Annotated in this window: 23 protein-coding genes; 12 read left to right on the top strand and 11 right to left on the bottom strand. The window is 52.9% G+C overall.

Going from position 1 to position 18,481, the window contains the following annotated elements; translation table 11 throughout:
• Positions 1–53: 53 nt before the first annotated feature.
• On the top strand, positions 54–599 hold the full coding sequence (locus tag ACUVOF_RS01465) for an invasion associated locus B family protein (RefSeq protein WP_447042672.1): 546 nt from the start codon (positions 54–56) through the stop codon (positions 597–599).
• Between the two features lie 248 nt (positions 600–847).
• Here the strand turns inward: ACUVOF_RS01465 and ACUVOF_RS01460 are convergent, their stop codons facing one another.
• The 3 genes from ACUVOF_RS01460 to ACUVOF_RS01450 form a co-directional block, all read right to left on the bottom strand.
• Positions 848–3,025 carry a TonB-dependent siderophore receptor gene (locus ACUVOF_RS01460; RefSeq protein ID WP_447042671.1) on the bottom strand — a complete coding sequence of 726 codons (2,178 nt, stop codon included), beginning with the start codon at positions 3,023–3,025 and terminating at the stop codon, positions 848–850.
• Between the two features lie 347 nt (positions 3,026–3,372).
• Positions 3,373–3,735, bottom strand: coding sequence for a hypothetical protein (locus ACUVOF_RS01455; RefSeq protein ID WP_447042670.1), 363 nt, complete (start codon positions 3,733–3,735; stop codon positions 3,373–3,375).
• 164 nt (positions 3,736–3,899) lie between these two features.
• Complete coding sequence (locus tag ACUVOF_RS01450; RefSeq protein WP_447042669.1) at positions 3,900–4,781, bottom strand: helix-turn-helix domain-containing protein; 882 nt, start codon at positions 4,779–4,781, stop codon at positions 3,900–3,902.
• 167 nt (positions 4,782–4,948) lie between these two features.
• Here ACUVOF_RS01450 and ACUVOF_RS01445 point away from each other — a divergent pair, with 167 nt between their 5' ends.
• Positions 4,949–5,845, top strand: a complete 897-nt coding sequence (locus ACUVOF_RS01445) for a DMT family transporter (RefSeq protein ID WP_447042668.1) — start codon at positions 4,949–4,951, stop codon at positions 5,843–5,845.
• A gap of 469 nt (positions 5,846–6,314) precedes the next feature.
• Here ACUVOF_RS01445 and ACUVOF_RS01440 read toward each other — a convergent pair whose 3' ends face one another.
• The 6 genes from ACUVOF_RS01440 to ACUVOF_RS01415 form a co-directional block, all read right to left on the bottom strand.
• The gene (locus ACUVOF_RS01440; RefSeq protein WP_447042667.1) at positions 6,315–6,998 is read right to left on the bottom strand and encodes an MFS transporter permease; all 684 of its coding nucleotides are present in this window, start codon (positions 6,996–6,998) and stop codon (positions 6,315–6,317) included.
• Positions 6,995–7,828, bottom strand: a complete 834-nt coding sequence (locus ACUVOF_RS01435) for an aldo/keto reductase (RefSeq protein WP_447042666.1) — start codon at positions 7,826–7,828, stop codon at positions 6,995–6,997. Before ACUVOF_RS01435 ends, ACUVOF_RS01440 begins: the two co-directional genes overlap by 4 nt.
• A 112-nt stretch (positions 7,829–7,940) precedes the next feature.
• A complete protein-coding gene (locus ACUVOF_RS01430; RefSeq protein WP_447042665.1) occupies positions 7,941–8,354 on the bottom strand; it encodes a hypothetical protein in 414 nt (137 codons plus the stop codon).
• Between the two features lie 37 nt (positions 8,355–8,391).
• Positions 8,392–9,213, bottom strand: coding sequence for an aldo/keto reductase (locus ACUVOF_RS01425; protein ID WP_447042664.1), 822 nt, complete (start codon positions 9,211–9,213; stop codon positions 8,392–8,394).
• Positions 9,214–9,381: 168 nt separating this feature from the next.
• Positions 9,382–10,620 (bottom strand): permease, encoded by a 1,239-nt coding sequence (locus ACUVOF_RS01420; RefSeq protein WP_447042663.1) that lies wholly within the window; start codon positions 10,618–10,620, stop codon positions 9,382–9,384.
• Positions 10,621–10,768: 148 nt separating this feature from the next.
• The gene (locus ACUVOF_RS01415; RefSeq protein ID WP_447042662.1) at positions 10,769–11,257 is read right to left on the bottom strand and encodes a TspO/MBR family protein; all 489 of its coding nucleotides are present in this window, start codon (positions 11,255–11,257) and stop codon (positions 10,769–10,771) included.
• A gap of 325 nt (positions 11,258–11,582) precedes the next feature.
• On the opposite strand from ACUVOF_RS01415, the gene ACUVOF_RS01410 reads away from it, so the two are divergent.
• The 10 genes from ACUVOF_RS01410 to ACUVOF_RS01365 all read left to right on the top strand — a co-directional run bounded on the left by ACUVOF_RS01410 (position 11,583) and on the right by ACUVOF_RS01365 (position 17,648).
• A complete protein-coding gene (locus tag ACUVOF_RS01410; protein ID WP_447042661.1) occupies positions 11,583–11,987 on the top strand; it encodes a VOC family protein in 405 nt (134 codons plus the stop codon).
• 85 nt (positions 11,988–12,072) lie between these two features.
• Entirely contained in the window at positions 12,073–12,861 is a 789-nt protein-coding gene (locus ACUVOF_RS01405) for an aminoglycoside adenylyltransferase family protein (RefSeq protein ID WP_447042660.1), read from the top strand.
• A gap of 149 nt (positions 12,862–13,010) precedes the next feature.
• Positions 13,011–13,694 carry a DUF899 domain-containing protein gene (locus tag ACUVOF_RS01400; protein WP_447042659.1) on the top strand — a complete coding sequence of 228 codons (684 nt, stop codon included), beginning with the start codon at positions 13,011–13,013 and terminating at the stop codon, positions 13,692–13,694.
• A gap of 81 nt (positions 13,695–13,775) precedes the next feature.
• Entirely contained in the window at positions 13,776–14,198 is a 423-nt protein-coding gene (locus ACUVOF_RS01395) for a VOC family protein (protein WP_447042658.1), read from the top strand.
• 122 nt (positions 14,199–14,320) lie between these two features.
• On the top strand, positions 14,321–14,743 hold the full coding sequence (locus ACUVOF_RS01390) for an MAPEG family protein (protein ID WP_447042657.1): 423 nt from the start codon (positions 14,321–14,323) through the stop codon (positions 14,741–14,743).
• Between the two features lie 65 nt (positions 14,744–14,808).
• Complete coding sequence (locus ACUVOF_RS01385) at positions 14,809–15,171, top strand: iron chaperone (RefSeq protein WP_447042656.1); 363 nt, start codon at positions 14,809–14,811, stop codon at positions 15,169–15,171.
• Positions 15,172–15,444: 273 nt separating this feature from the next.
• Entirely contained in the window at positions 15,445–16,209 is a 765-nt protein-coding gene (locus tag ACUVOF_RS01380; RefSeq protein ID WP_447042655.1) for an SDR family oxidoreductase, read from the top strand.
• 61 nt (positions 16,210–16,270) lie between these two features.
• Positions 16,271–16,612, top strand: coding sequence for a DUF1905 domain-containing protein (locus ACUVOF_RS01375; RefSeq protein WP_447042654.1), 342 nt, complete (start codon positions 16,271–16,273; stop codon positions 16,610–16,612).
• A 147-nt stretch (positions 16,613–16,759) separates the two neighbouring features.
• Positions 16,760–17,179, top strand: coding sequence for a GFA family protein (locus tag ACUVOF_RS01370; protein ID WP_447042653.1), 420 nt, complete (start codon positions 16,760–16,762; stop codon positions 17,177–17,179).
• A 148-nt stretch (positions 17,180–17,327) separates the two neighbouring features.
• Complete coding sequence (locus ACUVOF_RS01365; protein WP_447042652.1) at positions 17,328–17,648, top strand: lysozyme inhibitor LprI family protein; 321 nt, start codon at positions 17,328–17,330, stop codon at positions 17,646–17,648.
• Between the two features lie 257 nt (positions 17,649–17,905).
• Here the strand turns inward: ACUVOF_RS01365 and ACUVOF_RS01360 are convergent, their stop codons facing one another.
• Both ACUVOF_RS01360 and ACUVOF_RS01355 read right to left on the bottom strand, forming a co-directional pair.
• Positions 17,906–18,073: a CCGSCS motif protein gene (locus ACUVOF_RS01360; protein WP_447042651.1), complete on the bottom strand. Its 168-nt coding sequence runs from the start codon at positions 18,071–18,073 to the stop codon at positions 17,906–17,908.
• Between the two features lie 217 nt (positions 18,074–18,290).
• Positions 18,291–18,422 carry a putative transporter small subunit gene (locus ACUVOF_RS01355; protein WP_447042650.1) on the bottom strand — a complete coding sequence of 44 codons (132 nt, stop codon included), beginning with the start codon at positions 18,420–18,422 and terminating at the stop codon, positions 18,291–18,293.
• Positions 18,423–18,481 lie beyond the last annotated feature (59 nt).

Raw genomic sequence — 18,481 nt, 5'->3', positions numbered from 1 at the left:
CACAAGGGGTGTAACAATAAGGCATTCCCTTGCGCTTCAACGAGCATTAAAAAATGAAACAGGAAAATCTCATGCGTTATCTTTTGGTCGCTTTAATCGGCATTCTGCCATCTGCAACTACAACTGCCCAAGAAGATACCCAAAAGCAGAGGCCCACCTCTCTATCTGAAACATATGACAGCTGGACAGTGCAATGTGCCAATCAACAGCAAGGGGAGAGTATGCTGCGAGTATGCCAAATGTCACAGAAATTGTGGCAGCAGGATACCGGGCAACGAATACTGAGCTTTGCCATCGGCAAGGCGGAGGCCGCTACAAAGGCGACTCTTGTTCTGCCGTTCGGTTTGCTTCTTTCAGAGGGGGTTCGTGTGAAGATCGCCGAAAACGAGATACTGGGCGCTGACTATCGTACGTGCTTACCGGCTGGCTGTGTGGCGGAATTCGAACTCAGCGATGAGGTCATTGGAGAACTGGAAGGCACTGACGTGGCAAGTGTTGTCATGACAGCTATTTCCGGTCAAGAAGTAGTAACCGATGTCTCACTCGAAGGCTTCTCGGCCGCCTATCAGCGGCTGATTGAGCTCACAGAAAGCGTCTGAGCAAACAAATCACCTGCCTTATTAGGGCAGCGCTGTACAACCCCCACTGGAGTTTTGCCTGAGCAATCCCGGTGGGGCACCTTACCCAGGAGAACGAGGAGCAGCGCCAGCAGTCGGCGAAGATCATAGGGGTTATGATGTTTGGCCGCGGCACGGTGATCCTGTCCAGTAACAATGGGCACCTTCAGAAGGTAATACGCTACGTTGAGGTGAACCATGGCAAGATCGACCACACCCAGAAAAATGTTCTAAAACTTGGTCCTTAAACTGACTGCTACACTACGGGGATCGCCATAGGTATTGTAACTGTTTAGCCCGCCAATTCGGGCGTAGTAACGGCGGTCTGTTAGGTTGTTTACCGCTAGTGCCACGCTGGTATTAGCGGACAAATCATAGCCCAGTTGGGCATTAAAAATAGCGTAACCACTGCCTTCTCGGACACCTTCCTCGCCGGTACCGTCAATCGCTGAGTTGGCGATCATGCCAGTACTGATTCGCCAGGGCGAGCCGCCTGGGCGGTAAGTGCTGTACAGTTTAAGTGAGTGCTCTGGCTCGAACAGTGAGAACTGTTCACCGTTCCTGTTCTGGTCGACTTCGTACTGGCTGGTCAGGTACGTGTAACCAGCTGTCAGGTTGAGGTTCTCCATCGGGCTGCCGCTGATTTCAATCTCGGCCCCTTCCACAACGACTTCGCCCGCTGCCAGAAATGAGCCAGGGTTGTCGAGGTCACGGTAGGCGCGATTCACGTCCTGAGTACGAAAAACCGCAGCACTATACCGTAGTTGGGATTCATTCAATTGACCTTTGATTCCCAGCTCAACTTGCTTACCTACGCGTGGCTCCAGCGTCTCTCCGGTAACCTTGGTTTGAGACTGGGGCATAAAGATGTCGGCATAACTGGTGTAGGCAACAAGTTGTGGAGTGATTTGATAGATCAGACCGCCTGAGGGGGTGAAGGTATCTCTTTCGCGGCCGCTTGTTTCCCATTCCGTGGGCGTTGAAGGAGAAACATATCGACCAGAGTCGGTAAAGTTACTGAGTCGGCCGCCTATCACGACGGTAAGACGATCAATGGGCGAAAGCCGCAATTGAGAGTAAATACCCTGTTGTTCAGTTTCATATCCCCAGCCCATATTGTAGGGCCTGACACTGTTTTCAGGCACTAGGTCGGGCCGCCCAAGCGGAATATCTTCAACGGTGGAGTAGGCGCCATAAAGCGTTTTGCCACTATAGCGCTCGTAGTTGAAACCAATCGTTGCTTCGTGGTTTCTTCCCAATAGAGCAAACGGGCCAGTGGCGAAGATATCCAGCGACTCTCGCTGTGATTCGTCATCCCACCCCCTACGTGTGTAACTGTCTATATTGCCTGTATCGGGATCGACGCCAGTGCTCGGGTAGGCATCATTTAGATACCAGTCACTTTGGGAATGGCCCACTAACGCCTTGAGAGTCCAACCGTTGCTTAGGTAGTGTGCCCCCTCAAGGCCGAAGGTGGTCATTTGGGTATCGTAGGTGGCCCAGGAGGGTGTGGGATTGGTGGATCTGGGGACATCAAGGAGTCGGCCATCGGTATAAGCGGGCAGCCCGGAGAAAGGGCTGGTCTCACTGTCTTGGGTGGCCGCATAAAACGAGAGAGTCGTTGACGGGGTAATATCATAATCCAACGTGCCGTAGAAAAAGTACTTTTGGGCATCAGCACCGTCGTAGAAAAATTCACGATCTTGGCCTGAGACCACGATTCGACCTCTCAGATCACCTGCCGCATCAAGCGGCGCGCCAACGTCCAGCTCGGCCCGTTGATTCGCCCATGAGCCATACGTTAGCGCCGCGTTAGCCTGCGCTTCACTGGGCGCTCGCTTGCGAACAAAATTGACGGTGCCGCCGGGCTGGCCCGAGCCTTGAAACAAGCCCGCTGGCCCACGCAGAACCTCTACGCGATCAAACATCGCCAAGTCGTATTGTTGGGTGGCGTTCAACCCGCCAAAGGCGGGCACGCCGTCGTAGCTTGGCTCTAGAAAATAGCCGCGTGACCTGATCTGAGATGTGGCGCCGTCCCAGGGAGTCACCGTCACGCCAGTGACCTGTTCCAGCGCCTCTTCGACGCTTTGCAGGTTTTGATCTTCGATCCTTTGCTGGGTAATCACACTCACCGAATAGGGTATTTCCATGGCAGGCACGGCGCTCTTGCCGCCTACCGTTAGCACCGGCGCGGTGTAGCGGCCGCTTCCTTCTGTAGTGGCTTCTCTGTAAGCGTTTACCGTAATGGGCGGCAAGGCGTTGGAAACACGACTGGATTCGTCTGGGTCGGCTTTGGCGGCGCCAGCCCAGCAAACAAAACCTAATGCGGTGCCGATGAATGACAGCTTGGGCACGCTTGACGATGGTGACTTGGTTAACAAAAGACTATAGGTCGAGTCGCTATGCACGAGGGCTCTTTTTTTCATGACATTGGGGCCTTAGTTCGGTAATCAGGAAGGTGTTAAAAGTGGTGTTATTTTCTTATTTTTGATTATGTTATAACATTTCTTTTAAAAGGGGTTGGAATATTTAAAAAAATGACTATCAGGTAACGTCAGTGTTATCTGTGGGCAGGCCCATGCGTTGAGAGAGCAGTCGCACGCGTTCTATGAGATCTTGGGTTACAGTCAGGAAAAGACTCGAGCGGTTTTTTATAAGAAAAGGTCGCCACCAAACGCCGCTTAAATATCGAACAAAACCGTTAACCAAGCGCGGCACCCAGTGCCCTTGCCTCCGCACCAACGGCACTGAGGCGTTATCGCTTGGATTCGATGCTTTTCCAAACCAGCCCAGCCAGCGTAATCACCAATACGGCGAACAGCACGGCGGCGCCCGTCGAATCCAGCACCTGCAGGGTCAGGCCCGAAACGACCAGCCAGAGCGCTGGAATAATGGCGGCAATCCATAGGCCGAACCCCCGGAGTATGATAAGCACTAGGCCCAGCGTGGTCACCGCTGTGGGGTCGGCATGTATGCCGAACACTTCTGCTTGATACCAGGCGCCGCCGCTTAGCGGCGCCATCAGCGGCATTAGCAGTGGCATGAATATCAGGCCGAAGAGGGTGATGGCTATACCTATAACAACCGGCGGGTGTGTTGCGCGTGGTGCGTTATCCATTCCCCATCCGGTTAGCGCCATCAACACCAGCAGCACGGCCTGGGCGATGAACGCGTCGCCAACATAGCCCCCGGACCAGTTGAGCTCTGTATAGCGCTGAATGAAAAATGCGAGGCAACAAAGGCCCAAAGCGGGACGGGTAGCAGGCAGTCTTCGTAAGAATCCTAGCTACGTTGTTGCGTCCGATACTCAGTAGGACTGACACCTGTCTCTGCACGAAAGCGGTTGCTGAAATGGCTGCTGGATCCAAAACCGCAGCGTAGTGCGATCTCGGTCATATTAAGTAATGTCTCCGTCAGCAAGTATTGCGCCCGGATAAGACGACGGTGCAACACATAACGATGTGGTGGGTAACCAGTGGTCTGTTTGAACATCCGGGAGAAGTGGTAATCACTAAGGCCAGTGACGCCCGCCATGCCTGTCAGCGTGAGAGGTTGGTTCAGGTGATGCTCAATGAACTCCACCACTCGTTTTAATTGCCACGTAGGCAGCCCACCGGTTGGGCGCAGAGTTGGCAGTCGGCGCTGGCTATAGTGGCGTAGGGTGTGTATTAATGCCGTTTGGGTGGCGGAATCCAGCGCTAGTTGATCTAGCGGGTCTTGCCAGTTGCTCTGGCCAAGGGTGGTGCAAAACAGCTGAGTGAGCAGGGCATCCTGGGCAAAGTCGATTTCGTCCAGTTGCACGCTTCGGCCATCTTTATCCCATACCTGTTCGATCAACTGACTCAGGTGAGTGTCGCTGAAATAGAAATGCATTAGTGAGATAGGCCCATGCACGTCCCAACTGGTGACCATGTTGGCGGGCATTAAACACACGCTATTGCTGGTCTCGCTGGCAATGGTTTGTGATCCCTGCCTGCGTAGGGAGTTCTCCGCGCCGTTCAGATAAACGCTCAGAGTGTGGTGGTTTGAGTGAATTCTCTCAATACGATCTTCGTGATTACTCCAACGAGCCAGCGCCATGCCATTTTTTAGCTGGGTGCTACTCACTAGACGCGCCTGCGTCTGTTTCATCCTGGGGTAGTGGCACAAAGTATCGGTGAACATGGGCGGCTCCTGGGAACTGCATTAACAGTACTCAGGCTCAGCACGAAACTCAATCCAGCGAACCATTCAACCGCAAGAATAGACAAACTGCGCAATTGCGGGCAAGCCAGCCGACCGGAGTGAGCCGACACTATGCTTGGCACTAACGACTCTGGGAATGGCAAGTCATGAATAGCTTTTTGTATATCTCAACGGTTCTGATCTGGGGCTCGACCTGGCTGGCTATTGCCTGGCAAGTGGGCGGCGTGGCGGTGCCGGTCTCTGTATTCTATCGTTTTCTCATCGCCGCGCTGGTGTTGTTGGCCGGGCTTGCGCTGTTTCGCAGGCGTCAGGCTCTGTCAGTTAGAGATCATCTTTTTTGCCTGTTGCAGGGTGGCTGTGTGTTTGGTCTGAATTTCTACTGCTTCTATACCGCTGCGGGTTATCTACCCAGTGGCCTGATTGCCATCCTGTTTTCGATGTCGATACTGTTTAATGCGGCCAATGGCTACCTGTTCTTTCGTACACCAATTCCTCGGGTATTTTACTTGGCTTTGGCCCTTGCTCTGCCGGGCATGGCGCTGATTTTCTGGCAGGATCTGGTCACAGTTGAGGCTACGTTGGAACTGCTGGGCGCCATTGGATTGACGTTGCTGGGTACCTACGGGTTTTCGCTGGGTAACATGGTGTCTGTCAGGCACCAGAGATGCGGTCTGCAAATCAATACCACCAACGCCTTTGCCATGCTGTATGGGGGGATGTTGATGGGGTTGATTGCCTGGGCTCAGGGAGCCAGTTTCAGCTTGCCAGCGGAACCGATATATCTAGGTGCCCTGGTTTATTTAGCAGTAATAGGATCGGTGGGAGGCTTTGGTGCCTACTTTATGCTGGTTGGCCGTATTGGTGCCAGTAAAGCGGCCTACGCTACCGTACTGTTTCCTTTGGTTGCGCTGGCACTATCAACAGTATTCGAGGGTTACCAGTGGCATGCGGATACACTTATAGGGTTAGCAATGATTGTGAGTGGCAACCTGCTGATGTTTAATGCCCATCGTTTGGTCTGGCGGTGGCGGCAGCCTGTTTAGTGGCTAATAAAGAGGGCACTGCATTTCAGTTGCTGTGGTTGGATGTTACGACACTGTGCTTCAGGTATGCCTCAAAGCCGGATCCCAGGAAGGAACTGTGGGCCTTCTATTTATATGCAGCGAAAATAGGCTACTTAGCCCGACTGCTGAAAGTGCCTTCTCAGCTTATCCCGGTATTCAATCAATCGGGGTGGGCATGGGGGCGGATACTAAAACCCTTGTTTCTTGGGACTTAATTAAGTGGGCTGACATCGTCCTGGTGATGGAGAAGAGCTACTGAAGGGGAGTCGGCTAGTCTGTCAGGATATTCTCGCTCACTATGAATTTATGCAGCCCGAACTCATCAAATTACTCAAAGAAAGAGTCCAGGGGATGTGCGATTATCTTCAGTCGAAACATAGCGAGGAGCTAGGCTAAGCGTGGTACGCAGCCTATTTGCCTTCGCGTCAACGGCACCGGTGCTGCGACGTTATCGCTGAGCGCTGATGCTTTTCCAAACCAGCCCAGCCAGCGCAATCACCAATACGGCGAACAGCACGGCGGCGCCTGTGGAATCCAATACCTGCAACGTTAGGCCTGAAACGACCAGCCAGAGCGCTGGAATAATGGCGGCAATCCATAGGCCGAACCCCCGGAGTATGATAAGCACTAGGCCCAGCGTGGTCACCGCTGTGGGGTCGGCATGTATGCCGAACACTTCTGCTTGATACCAGGCGCCGCCGCTTAGCGGCGCCATCAGCGGCATTAGCAGTGGCATGAATATCAGGCCGAAGAGGGTGATGGCTATACCTATAACAACCGGCGGGTGTGTTGCGCGTGGTGCGTTATCCATTCCCCATCCGGTTAGCGCCATCAACACCAGCAGCACGGCCTGGGCGATGAACGCGTCGCCAACATAGCCCCCGGCCCAGTTGAGTTCTGCATAGCGCTGCATGAAAAACGCGACGGCGACGAAGGCCCAGAGCGGGGCGGGTAGCAGGCAGGCGATTCGCATGCGGTGTTTCAGCGCCAGCACAAGGATGGCAGCGCCGAGTGCGAGGGTCAGCAGATGCAGCGGCCAGAAGGTTTCGCCCATGCGCTCCAGCAGGCGAAAGTAAACATCTGCCGTGAAAGGAATAAAGTCCTGCAACTGGTAGCTCGTCCACTCGTTCATAGCGACTCGATATACGCGGTCATCCGCTGCCTGGCATTGGGCGAGGGCATGGGGGAGTGGCCAGCGCGCATGTTCTCGCGCATATGCTCGACCTGGGTGGTGGCGGGTATCGCACACGTTATCGCTGGGTGGCTGACGATAAACTTCAGCAGGAAGTCCGCCCAGGTTGTGCAGCCGCACTCCGTCTGCGCCCATTCGGGCAATGGCACGTCACGGCGCTTGAGGTTCTTGAACAGGCTGCCGCCATCGTAAGGTCGATTGGCGATCACGCCGATGCCCCGCTCTTCTGCCAAGGGCAGTAGCCGGTTTTCGGCCTCGCGGTGGGTGATGTTGTAGGTGAGCTGAACGAAGTCGATATCTGCTGATGTCATGATCTGCTCGATCTCGCTGTGGCGGCGCCCGTGCGAGGTGGTAATGCCGACATGGCGGATGATGCCTTCAGCTTTCATTTCCTGCAGCGCTGCCAGGTGCTCGCGCCAGTCGGTCAGGTTGTGTACCTGCACCAGATCGAACTGCTCCACCTTCCAGCGCTCTTTCAGCTCGGCCACCTGCTCGCGGGCGGAACCACCGGCGGGGCTCCAGACCTTCTCAGCGGCAAACAGGCTCTCGGGCGTGCCCAACTGCTGTAGGGCATAGCCCATCACGTCCGGCGCCGAGCCATACATGGGCGAAGAGTCAATCAGGCCGCCGCCATGCTCAAAGAATGCCTTGACCACCTCAGTGCGGGCATCGAGCAACTCAGGGTCGTTGCCGACATTGAACGTGCGCCAAGTGCCCATGCCAATCACGGGCAGCTTTTTGTCCGTGCCCGCAAATGCCTTCTGACGCATCCCGCCCGTGTTGGCAAAAAGCGCGGCATGGTTGGGAGCGCCATGGCGGCGAGCGTGGCACCGATGAGCGTAAGGCTTTGTCTGCGCGTGATGCGATGCTTGATGCGAGGGTTCATAGCGGACGTTCCTTCAGGTTCTTTTGCACCGGCACCGTGGCTGCCAATACCAGCACAAAGCAGGTCAGCACAAATACCTTATTCACAAACCAGTTGGTACGCCAGATCGACCACTCAGGGTCGGCGAGAAAACGCACGAACAACGTGCCGATGATGAGAATCTCAATGACGGACATGCCCACCGCCAATGCCCGTGTATAGCGGGGCCGTGCGAGCAGCGCCCAGCCTAGCCAGATGTGTGCCAGCGGCCATAGATCCCAATAGATATAGCGTGCCCAGGGCTCTCCGTATGCCAGCGCGTAGCCAATGGGAAACAAGTATTTGATAAACAGCGTCCACGCAGCGAGGATAAACAGCAGGTGGGCAAGAAAGCGGATCCAGCCGTTTGGTTGTGGGGCGGGCAGTAACATGACATCGCTCCAGTGCTGGGCCGTTAATGGCGCCTCCTCATACCATCTTCAAAGACTGCTTGCGCGTTGGCGGGGGATAGGCGGCGTCGATTTGTGCTAGGTCATCTTCGTCGAGTCTGACCTTATCTGCATCAAAGTTCTGTTTGAGATGCTCCAGATTCACGGCTTTAGGAATAACTATCACGCCGGGGTGACGCAGTGCCCAGGCGAGGGCGACTTGCGCGGTGGTGGCGCTGTGTTTGTCGGCGATACGTTGCAGAGCGGCGTCATGCAGTAGCGCGCCGCCTTGACCTATGGGGCAATAAGCCATGAGCGGCATGTGTTGTTGTGCCTGCCAGGGCAGCACGTCGTATTCAATGCCGCGCGCTTCAGGGTTATAGAGCACCTGATTGGTGGCGCAAGCGGGCGCGTCAAGCTCTGCCAAGTCGTCAAGGTCAAAGTTCGACACGCCCCAGCGCAGGATCTTGCCTTGTTCGCGCAGCCGCTCAAACGCTTCCACTGTTTCGCTCAGCGGGTACTGGCCGCGCCAGTGCAGCAGGTAAAGATCGATAGTCTCGGTGCCTAATCGGCGTAGGCTGCGCTCGCAGGCGGCTTGTACACCCTTGGCGCTGGCGTTGTGCGGATAGACCTTGCTGACGAGATATACCTCATCGCGCCGGTCATGAATCGCTTGGCCAACAATTTCTTCAGCGCCGCCCTCGGCATACATCTCGGCGGTATCGATCAGCGTCATGCCCAGGTCCAGCCCTTCACGCAGCGCGCGCACCTCTGCCTGCCGTTGCCCGGCGTTCTCGCCCATATGCCAGGTGCCCTGGCCGATACGGGGTACGCTTTCGCCGCCTAGTTCGATCGTCTGCATGTCTCACTCTCCTGTTGCGAGGCTGTTCCGACTCAGGTTCATTAAACGCAGGCAATACCAGCCCTGCCACCAACAGCCGTCTTACCGAATCAATCGCCATCTGGGCAACATAAAGCAGCGCACCAAAACCGACCAGTACCAGCACGTGGGTCCATCAGAGCGAGTAGGTCATGCCATTAGCGGCGCCACAAGCAGACCTCCAGCCAGCCATACCGTCGCAATAACGACAAAACCTCGTAGTACCCAAGTGCCGGCCCCTGCGCCGCCGCCATGGTCATGATGATGTTCATGCCCCGAATCAGCATGCTTGGCGCGATACCAGAAAAACACCAGAACCGCGGATATCGCCAGGAATATCAGGTTGAGTATAAAACCGTAGTCCACCTTGAAATGGTCGCGTTCCGTGGCCGTTTGCACCGTGCCTGCATCCGGCAGCATGCCAAATGCTGCGAAGCCGTAATGCATAATCAGGGAAGCAAATACCAGTCCGCTAAGTAGCAACGCTAGAATATACAGCGACATCTTCCAGCCATAATATTGCGCATTAATTCTCAGAACCGGCAGTACCACCAAATCCGAAAAAATAAAGGCCATGACGCCCGCGAAGCTAACGCCGTTACCAAATAGCACCGCCGCTAAAGGGATATTTCCCATGGAACCGATAAAAGTGAAAAAGGCAGCAAAAGGGCCGATTAAGGTCTGAGCCAGCAGAGAGAGAAAGCCCGGATCACCTTCTGTCTGGCCTGCACCGGGGAAAAGCCCATGGAAGAAGCTTTCAGGCACGAAGGCGGCAATCACGCCAGCAACGGTAAAACCGATCAATACATCCTTCCATACCATCTGCCATTCCATGACATAGGTCATGCCGATCTGCTGCCAACCCTCACTGCTGGTCAGTTTAGACTTCCAGCTCTTCTGTTCACCGCCATGCTGATGTTCTTCATCATTCTTATCAAGCCGATCTCTGGCCTGTTGGATAAGCTTTTTGGGATTGGTGACTCGAATGAAAAGCCAGCCAAACAGTATCAATAAGATACCGCCAATATATTCAGCCACCACGAACTGCCAAGCAAGGAAGATCGAAATGACGATACCCAGCTCAATCACCAGATTGGTGGAGGCGAGAAGAAACGCAATGGAAGGCGCTAACCCGGCCCCTTTCTGGAACAGGCTGCGCGTGGTGGCCAATGCGGCAAAGCTGCAAGAACTCGAGATAAAACCAAAGAAGGTACCTAGCGCCATACTGCGCGGGCCGGTTTTACCCATGGCTTTTTGCATACGTTCCTTCGTTACAAGCACTTGTATCAGGCTGCTGATGATATAACCCAGCACGAATGCCCAAAGGGCCATCCAGAAAAAACCGGTGCTGGTCAGCGCTGCCTGGTGCCAGAGACTGAAAAATTCCATATTAGCTCCGGTGGGTTAAACGCAGACGAGGTACTAGAAAAGCTAGCAGGGATTCGCGGAGTCAACAAAGGCGCCTACCGCTTGCAACGTTTTCTTCAGAGGGCCTTCATCCCGGCTCATATCCCATCAATTGAGTGCGTTTAGGCTCTTACCCCAAAATCTGCGGATTGAGCTGCCAGGTACTCCAGGTGAGAGCGCAGGCCAGGCTCACCCAGGCGAGGTAAGGCGCAAGCAAAACGCCAGCCAGTGGTTTGAGGCGCCAGAACATCATCAAAGTAATCAGTATCAACGCCCACAGCACCACCGTGCCGAGAAAGGCAATAGCACCCAACTGCCAGACGAAGTAGAGCCAGCTCCATAACGCATTTAGTGCCAGTTGCACTACAAATACTATCAACGCTGGCCGCGCATTTGGCTCGCGCCAAGCAAGCCAGGCGGCGATGCCCATCAGCCCATAAAGCGTTGTCCACATCGGCCCGAATAGCCAGGCCGGCGGCGCCCAGGCGGGCTGCTGGAGCGTTTCGTAGAAGGCGGCCGCATTGACAGAGGCGATAGCGCCAATGGCGGCGGCGAGGTAGGCCAGCACCAGCCAACCGATGAGGCCTTTGGTCTGTTGACTGCGGGAGAGCTCACGCATGAATGTTCCTAGCTAGGTTTGTGAAAAATGCTACAAGGGTAGTGCAGGGTGGTGAACTCGGCCATGAAGGTTGACGGTCGCGATGTCTGGATGACATCAAGAGCACTAAGCAGCCTGAGGTTACTGGGCACTTACGAAATTGTGCCGGTGCGCGCGGCGTTAAACGCTACTTTTGCGTGGTGACCAACACACTAGTATTTCCTCAGGACCAAATCATTCCGCCCAAAAGACTGAAGTGATGTTATTCGATTGGCAGGGTGGTTGCTTGAGAACGGGGCGATGTCGCTTCTGCTATTGGCGCTGAGCAGACATTAGAGGACATGTTATGCAATTTATCGTCAACATTGATGTGCAAGATATTAACAAGGCAATTTCCTTCTACGAGCGCGGGCTCGGTTTGCAACTCATTCGGCGACTATTTGGCGATACGGTTGCAGAGATGGGCGGAGGGCCTGCCCCCATTTACTTAATTGAGCAGCCTGATGCGAGCGCTGTTGCCCCTCGCACCTCTATCCGGCGCGACTACAAGCGCCATTGGACGCCAGTCCATCTGGATTTTTTGGTTGAAGATATCGACATGACAGTCAACCAGACGGTTTCGGCGGGTGCTGTCCTAGAAGGGGAAATAAAACCGTTCGCCTGGGGAAAACTTGCAACAATGAGCGATCCGTTCGGTAACGGGTTCTGTCTTCTGGAATTTGCTGAAGGGGGTTACGATCATACTGAATAATCCCCTGCAAATGGCCGCAGCTGCCACCGTCTTTCATTGGGCATCACGAGGTCGGTTGCCCCTGTATTTAGGACGTTAAGTTCAAATGTCAGCCAACATACTTATTCCAGACGAAGCAAGACAAGCGCAGTCCATCGTTGAAAACGTGCTTGGTGAGTCGATTGTGGGTATTTATCTTTTCGGTTCTGCTGTTGTCGGCGGCTTAAAACGTAATAGCGATGTCGATATTCTGGTGGCCGTTAACAATTCGCCAACACAGAAGCAGAGGGAAGCCCTGGTTGCTCAACTAATGATGGTCTCCGGGACGATTGGTAATGTTAGATCTCTCAGGCCAGTAGAGCTGACGGTTATCAAAAATTCTGAGGTTATGCCCTGGAGGTTTCCGCCTCGGGCGGAATTTGTATACGGCGAGTGGTTGCGAGAAGAGTACGAGGCAGGAGGCGTGCCGAATCCAGCCCATGACCCTGATCTTACGATTGTTCTAAAAAAAGTAATTGATAACAGCCTGCCGCTTTATGGTGCCAACGCCTCCGAGGTGTTTGAGCCAGTGTCAATGGAAGATATCCAAAGGGCGATTCGTGATTCTTTGCCCGCGCTGCTGGCAAATACAGCTGGGGATGAACGCAATGTCGTCTTGACCTTGTCTCGTATGTGGATGACGGCAGCAACGGGGGATATTGCGCCAAAAGACGAGGCGGCAGAGTGGGCCAAAGGGCAGTTAGCAAAGGAACACGCGGCTTTATTGGACTACGCTAAGCAAGGCTATCTCGGTCAGGTTGAGGATCGATGGGAGGAGAAGCAGGGGGATTTCAAGGCGCTCATCAGTGATATGCGCCAATTCATTGAAGTGTGCCTTGATATCCCACTGCCATAGAAGCCCTGACTATTACTGAAACGGTAATTGTTGTTCTGTAGTGCCTAAGGCGCTATTTCAACGCCGTATGGGCTGTTGGCGCTAGCCCACTATTAAACTCTGTGTACGTTCCAGAGTCGTATAAGACATTAAAATAAGAAGGCCCCAATATGTCGGCAACTAAGCCCCCCTTACCGCAAGTCGTTTCTTATGAGAAATGGAAAGCGTCTCTCAACCAGTTGCTCATTAAGGAGAAGGAACTCACCCGGGCGCGTGATGCTTTGAACGCTGAGCGTAGAAAGTTACCCATGGTGAAGGTAGAAAAGAGCTACAAATTTCATGGTGACAACGGCACCATCTCCTTTCTCGAATTGTTCAGTGGACGCCGTCAACTCATTGTTTATCACTTTATGTACGCACCTGATTGGGAAGCGGGGTGCGACGGATGTTCGTGGGTTGCTGATGCTATGACTCACCCGGCCCATCTCCATGCGCGTGATACCTCACTGGTCATGGTGTCACGCGCGCCGTTAGAGAAACTCCAGCAGTACAAAACCCGTATGGGCTGGACGATTCCCTGGTATTCGTCTTATGAAAGCGACTTTAACGAGGATATCGTCGCAACAACAGCGGAGGGCGAAAAGCATGGTGCCAGCGTATTTCTTCGCGATGGTGACGACATATATCGCACCTACTTTACAGGGGCGCGTGGGGTCGAATATCTAGGTAGCCACTGGACGTATCTGGACTTGACGCCATACGGCCGCCAGGAAAACTGGGAGGACTCACCGGAAGGTTGGCCACAGACGAAGCCGTATGTGTGGAACCGGCGCCACGACGAGTATGACATTTAATGATGATAGCTTTTTCGCTGCGCTTTAGCCGCTACTAATAAACCGCCTATGCTAGTGGCGATAAAAATGAGGAAGCACACTGTGAAGCCACGAATCTCAGTGATTACCTTGGGTGTCGATGATTTAGAGAAATCCATGGCGTTCTACAGGGACGGCCTGGGGTTGAAAACCGATGGAATCATAGGTATGGAGTTTGAATACGGAGCTGTTGCCTTTTTTGATCTGAGCGATGGATTGAAGTTGGCGCTTTGGCCAAGGGAAAGCATCTCTCATGATGCCGGTTTGCCGAAGGGAGAAATATCACCAACAGAGTTTAGCATCGGCCACAACGTCATCTCGAAGGAAGAAGTGGATGCAGTGATGATGCAGGCCCAAGCCGCTGGCGCCAACATTGTGAAAGAGGCGCATGATACTTTCTGGGGCGGTTACGCAGGCTACTTTCAAGATCCCGATCAACACCTGTGGGAAATTGTATGGAATCCTCATCTAATTCCCGAAGAGTGATGTAAGGCTATTCGATGATCATCGGCATTTCTCTACAAGGGGAGATTGCGTGCCGCGATGCTTTGTCGACGCAGCGTTAATCATCATAACCGACTGCATGGAGACCAATTTAAGGAGTTACCATGGAAGAGGCAACGTATTGGTACGCGCTGGCGGCGGTGCTGCTGTTCTTTAAAATGCTCGCCATTGCGGTGTATCAGGGCTTTCATCGTATTGGCAAGATGACCTTCAAGACCCCGGAAGATGCCGCTTTCGTCGGCAAGGAAGCTGCGAAAGAAGAGCTGCCGCAGGTGCAGCGCGCGGCCCAGGCCTGGTCAAACGACGTTGAAAATATTCCCATCTTTCTGGGGTTGGGCGTAGCTTACGTATGGGTCGGCGCTGCGCCTGGCCTGGCGGACTGGCTCTTTATGGCTTTCACGGGCGCCCGTTATATGCACACCGCCTGCTACTTGGCAGCGCTTCAGCCTTGGCGAACGGTGGCGTATGCCATTGGCGTGGTGTGTATGTTGGTGATGTGCGTTCTGATTCTGACTGCACTTGTTTAACAGACGGTCAACGAGATGCCGATATAATGATGGCGGTAGTCAACTGCGTCTAAGAGACTAATAATATGAGTTCAAACAAGATTAGTTCAGTGGATGAGTACTTGGGATCATTGGGCTCTAAGCAAGAAAATACACTCCGGGGTGTCATTGACATTATCCTCAAAAATTTTCCTGATTTGGATTGCAAGCTGGCTTGGAACGTCCCGCAGATTTGTAGAGGCAGTGATTACGTATTTGGCGTATCAGCGCTGAAAAATCATCTCGCGCTTGCCCCTTGGAGCGCCAAGGTAATTGAGGACTTCAAAAGAAAACTTGAAAGTGATGGGTATATTGTTAAGAAGAACTTATTTCAGGTCCCAAATGACTGGGAACCGGATGAAAACTTATTAAGTGACTTGGTAATGGCTCGGCTTGCTGGGCTGGGCTAACTTCGGCTCAGCTTTTGTCTAAAGCAACTGCTTCTAAACAGTTTCTAATCAAGTGCAGGCAGTGCCGAAAATAAAACCGACCCGGCGCCTTTCAACGCGTAATTCAAAGAAGCAACCGATAAGTACCGCCGCAAAAGACCACCGGTGTAATCAGCATTATCGTACCAGCGAAGTGTAGCAAGATTCGGGTCGGCACCAGGTAAATGGCTTCTTATGATCTTCGCTGTTGGTGGGGGAATTCCCCTTCTTTGAACAGTGATGGAGGTCACAAAGATGAGAGCACTCGAAAATAAAGTCGCCATTGTTACTGGTGCCAGCGCAGGTATTGGCAGAGCGACTGCGCGGCTATTCGCTAAGGAGGGGGCTACTGTAGTGGTAGCGGCCAGAAGAGAGGCAGAGCTGGATGCATTGGTCGACGCTATAAAGGAGGAGGGTGGCCAAGCGTTGGCAGTTGCTGGCGACGTAGGTGATGAGTATTTCGCCAGAAAGCTCGTTGACGAGACACTGGCGCGGTTTGGCCAGCTAGACGTAGCTTTTAATAACGCAGGAATTTTGGGGGCGATGGGGTCGGTGCCCGAGATGTCATTGGCCGATTGGAATCAGGTGATCACGACCAATCTAACAAGCGCCTTTCTGGCAGCTAAGTATCAACTGCCAGCCATGCTGACGAGTGGCGGTGGCTCGTTAATTTTCACCTCAACATTTGTAGGCTATAGCGCAGGCATGCCCGGCATGGCGGCTTATGCGGCCAGTAAATCGGGGCTAATCGGGCTGACGCAGGTACTCGCTTGCGAATATGGCCCTGATAACATTCGGGTGAATGCGTTACTACCGGGCGGCACGGATACTGCTGCAGCCAGGGAGTTTGCCACCACTCCCGAAGCGTTAGCGTTCGTAGCCAACCTACATGCAATGAAGCGGACGGCAAAGCCTGAAGAAATTGCTCAATCCGCACTCTACCTGGCTTCAGATGCATCAAGCTTTACGACCGGAACGGCACTGTTGGCAGATGGCGGAGTATCAATAAATCGCGTCTGAAGATAGAGCCTCACTCTGACTATAATCAGGATTAGGAGGCCATGAGCTATGCAGCAGCACCATGTCACAGGCAGCCCGCTCTGGAGGAAAGGCTGCCCCTTTTGATTGGAGTGCTGTTAATAGCCACATTAAAAATAGGACACAAAGAGCTATGACATCTCAGTTTAAAGCAACGCTTCTTCGTCCGGCCAAGCAGGATAGCGATAATTCATGGGCTTTTGTTGTGCTGCCCAAAAGCGTGAGTGAGAAGCTCCCACGGCGAGGCAGGACAACGGTAGAGGGCACCCTCAATACTTATGCCTTCCAGGCTACTCTTGAACCGGACGGCCAATTGAGCCATTGGTTGTGGGTAAGTTCAATAGTTAGGTGCCTGCTTCTACAAAACGGTTTATTAAGAATTTAAGATTTGATGTCCGGGCATTTCAGGCCTATATAGGTAAAATTTGGGCGATCAAGGCTGCATATTACAAGCGCATGTGGCCGGACTGGTTCTCCGCTAGGCTCCAAACCAGGCACAAACGCGGGTGTTATGCATCGGTAGGAGGACACTATGGAACTTGTATCAGAGCTTCAAGGTAAATGCCTTTGCGGTGCAGTCCGTGTTACTGCCACTCCGAAGAGTAAAGGCATTGGTGCTTGCCATTGCTCTTTGTGCCGGACATGGGGTGGTGGTCCGTTACTTGCGGTGGAGTGTGAAAACAAAGTGGACTTTAAAGGCGCAGATAATATATCTATCTTCGAGTCGTCAGATTGGGCCGAGCGCGGTTTTTGTCAGAAATGCGGTACCCATTTATTTTATCGGTTAAAGGAGCAGGGGCATTATGCAATTCCTGTAGGTCTCTTTGAGGGAAGCAACGGGTGGAAATTTGTTGAACAAATCTTCATTGAACAAAAGCCTCCATTCTATTCGTTTGCCGAAAAAACAAAGAACCTGACTGGGAAAGAGGTTTTCGATCAGTATTCCGGCTAATAAGTCGCGATAAACGTGCATGACAAATGCGGTCAAGGGACGTTCTCGATGTCGCGCCTCTACCAATGGCGTTAGGCCCCATATGAAAAGTCTCTCAGCTAGCTTTCTCTTGCTTCTTCCGATTTTGTCACTCGCTGAGGAAAAGTGTATGGAGAATGCGGTTTCCGAACAGGATATTATCGAGTGTGCGTCACAGGAGCGTGACCGAGCAGAATCTGCCTTGAGTGATACATACAAAGCAGTACTTACTAAGCTAGATCGACTTACTTCAGAAGGGGAACCGGGCGCAACGGACGCAAAAGAACAGTTGGTTACCGCTCAAAACGAGTGGATAGAATTTCGCGAGGCAGACTGCGACGTTGTATTTCTCCTAAATGTAGGTGGCTCTGTTCGAATCCCAGCGACTTTGAAATGCTTGGCTGACCACGCTTTGCAACGTAACTCAGAGCTTCAAAAAATTTTCAATTAGGCTGCCAGAGTACGGCCTAAGAATTCGTTCAAACCTAACTTGCTCCGCTTCACGAACTGTAGTTGCTTTCCAACCCAGGACAGTATTTTAAAGTGCTCCTGAGGAGCATTATGAAACCTGAGGCTACTGGAAGTACGGGAAATTGTGCTGGCGCACGCGGTGTTAAACACCCCCCTCGAACAGCTATGGTTCTATTGGGAACCGATGCTTAGGTACGCAGGGAGTGTCGACGTGCTTTCGCCTCAGTGCTGGTTTGGTTACGAACAGGAGCCACAGCAGAAATCCTCACCGTGCCCGTCTTTTTTCTTTGTCTGAATGTCTTCCTGCTTCGCCTGGGTGTTCTCCTTTGAGTCGGCCGCTTGAGCAAGGTTAGATTCTGTTTCCATATTTTCTTTCTTGAAGGTGTTCTGGGAGGGCAAGGGCATGAGAGTTCCTCTTTGATAGTTATTTAAGATTCATTTAAATTGAATCTTATACTCTTGTCTGCATTTTGCACAGATATTTTTGTCGAGCTATCCAGTGATCGACATCGCTTAGATGCCATCGCTAGCTTGCCACTAACCAGTGCAATCACGGCAATCCTTTGCCGCTTCCAGTCTCCTTTCTGTTTGTATTGCTACTATCTCGCGATTACTAGCTACTTCACACCAACTCACGCTTCTCGCGTCGCGCAACGCGAATGTCTTTTACAGTGGCGATGCCGATAATCGCGAAGATAGCGAGTGAGGCCAACGGCCAGATCAGTACATATAATGCCAATATAAAGGTTTGCATGTGCTTTCCTATTGTCTGGCTGGTGCGCGATGGCGCACCAGTAGATGGAGTGGCTTTAG

The sequence above is a fragment of the Vreelandella sp. H-I2 genome, assembly GCF_052959335.1.
This window is presented reverse-complemented; position numbering and strand designations above follow the sequence as displayed.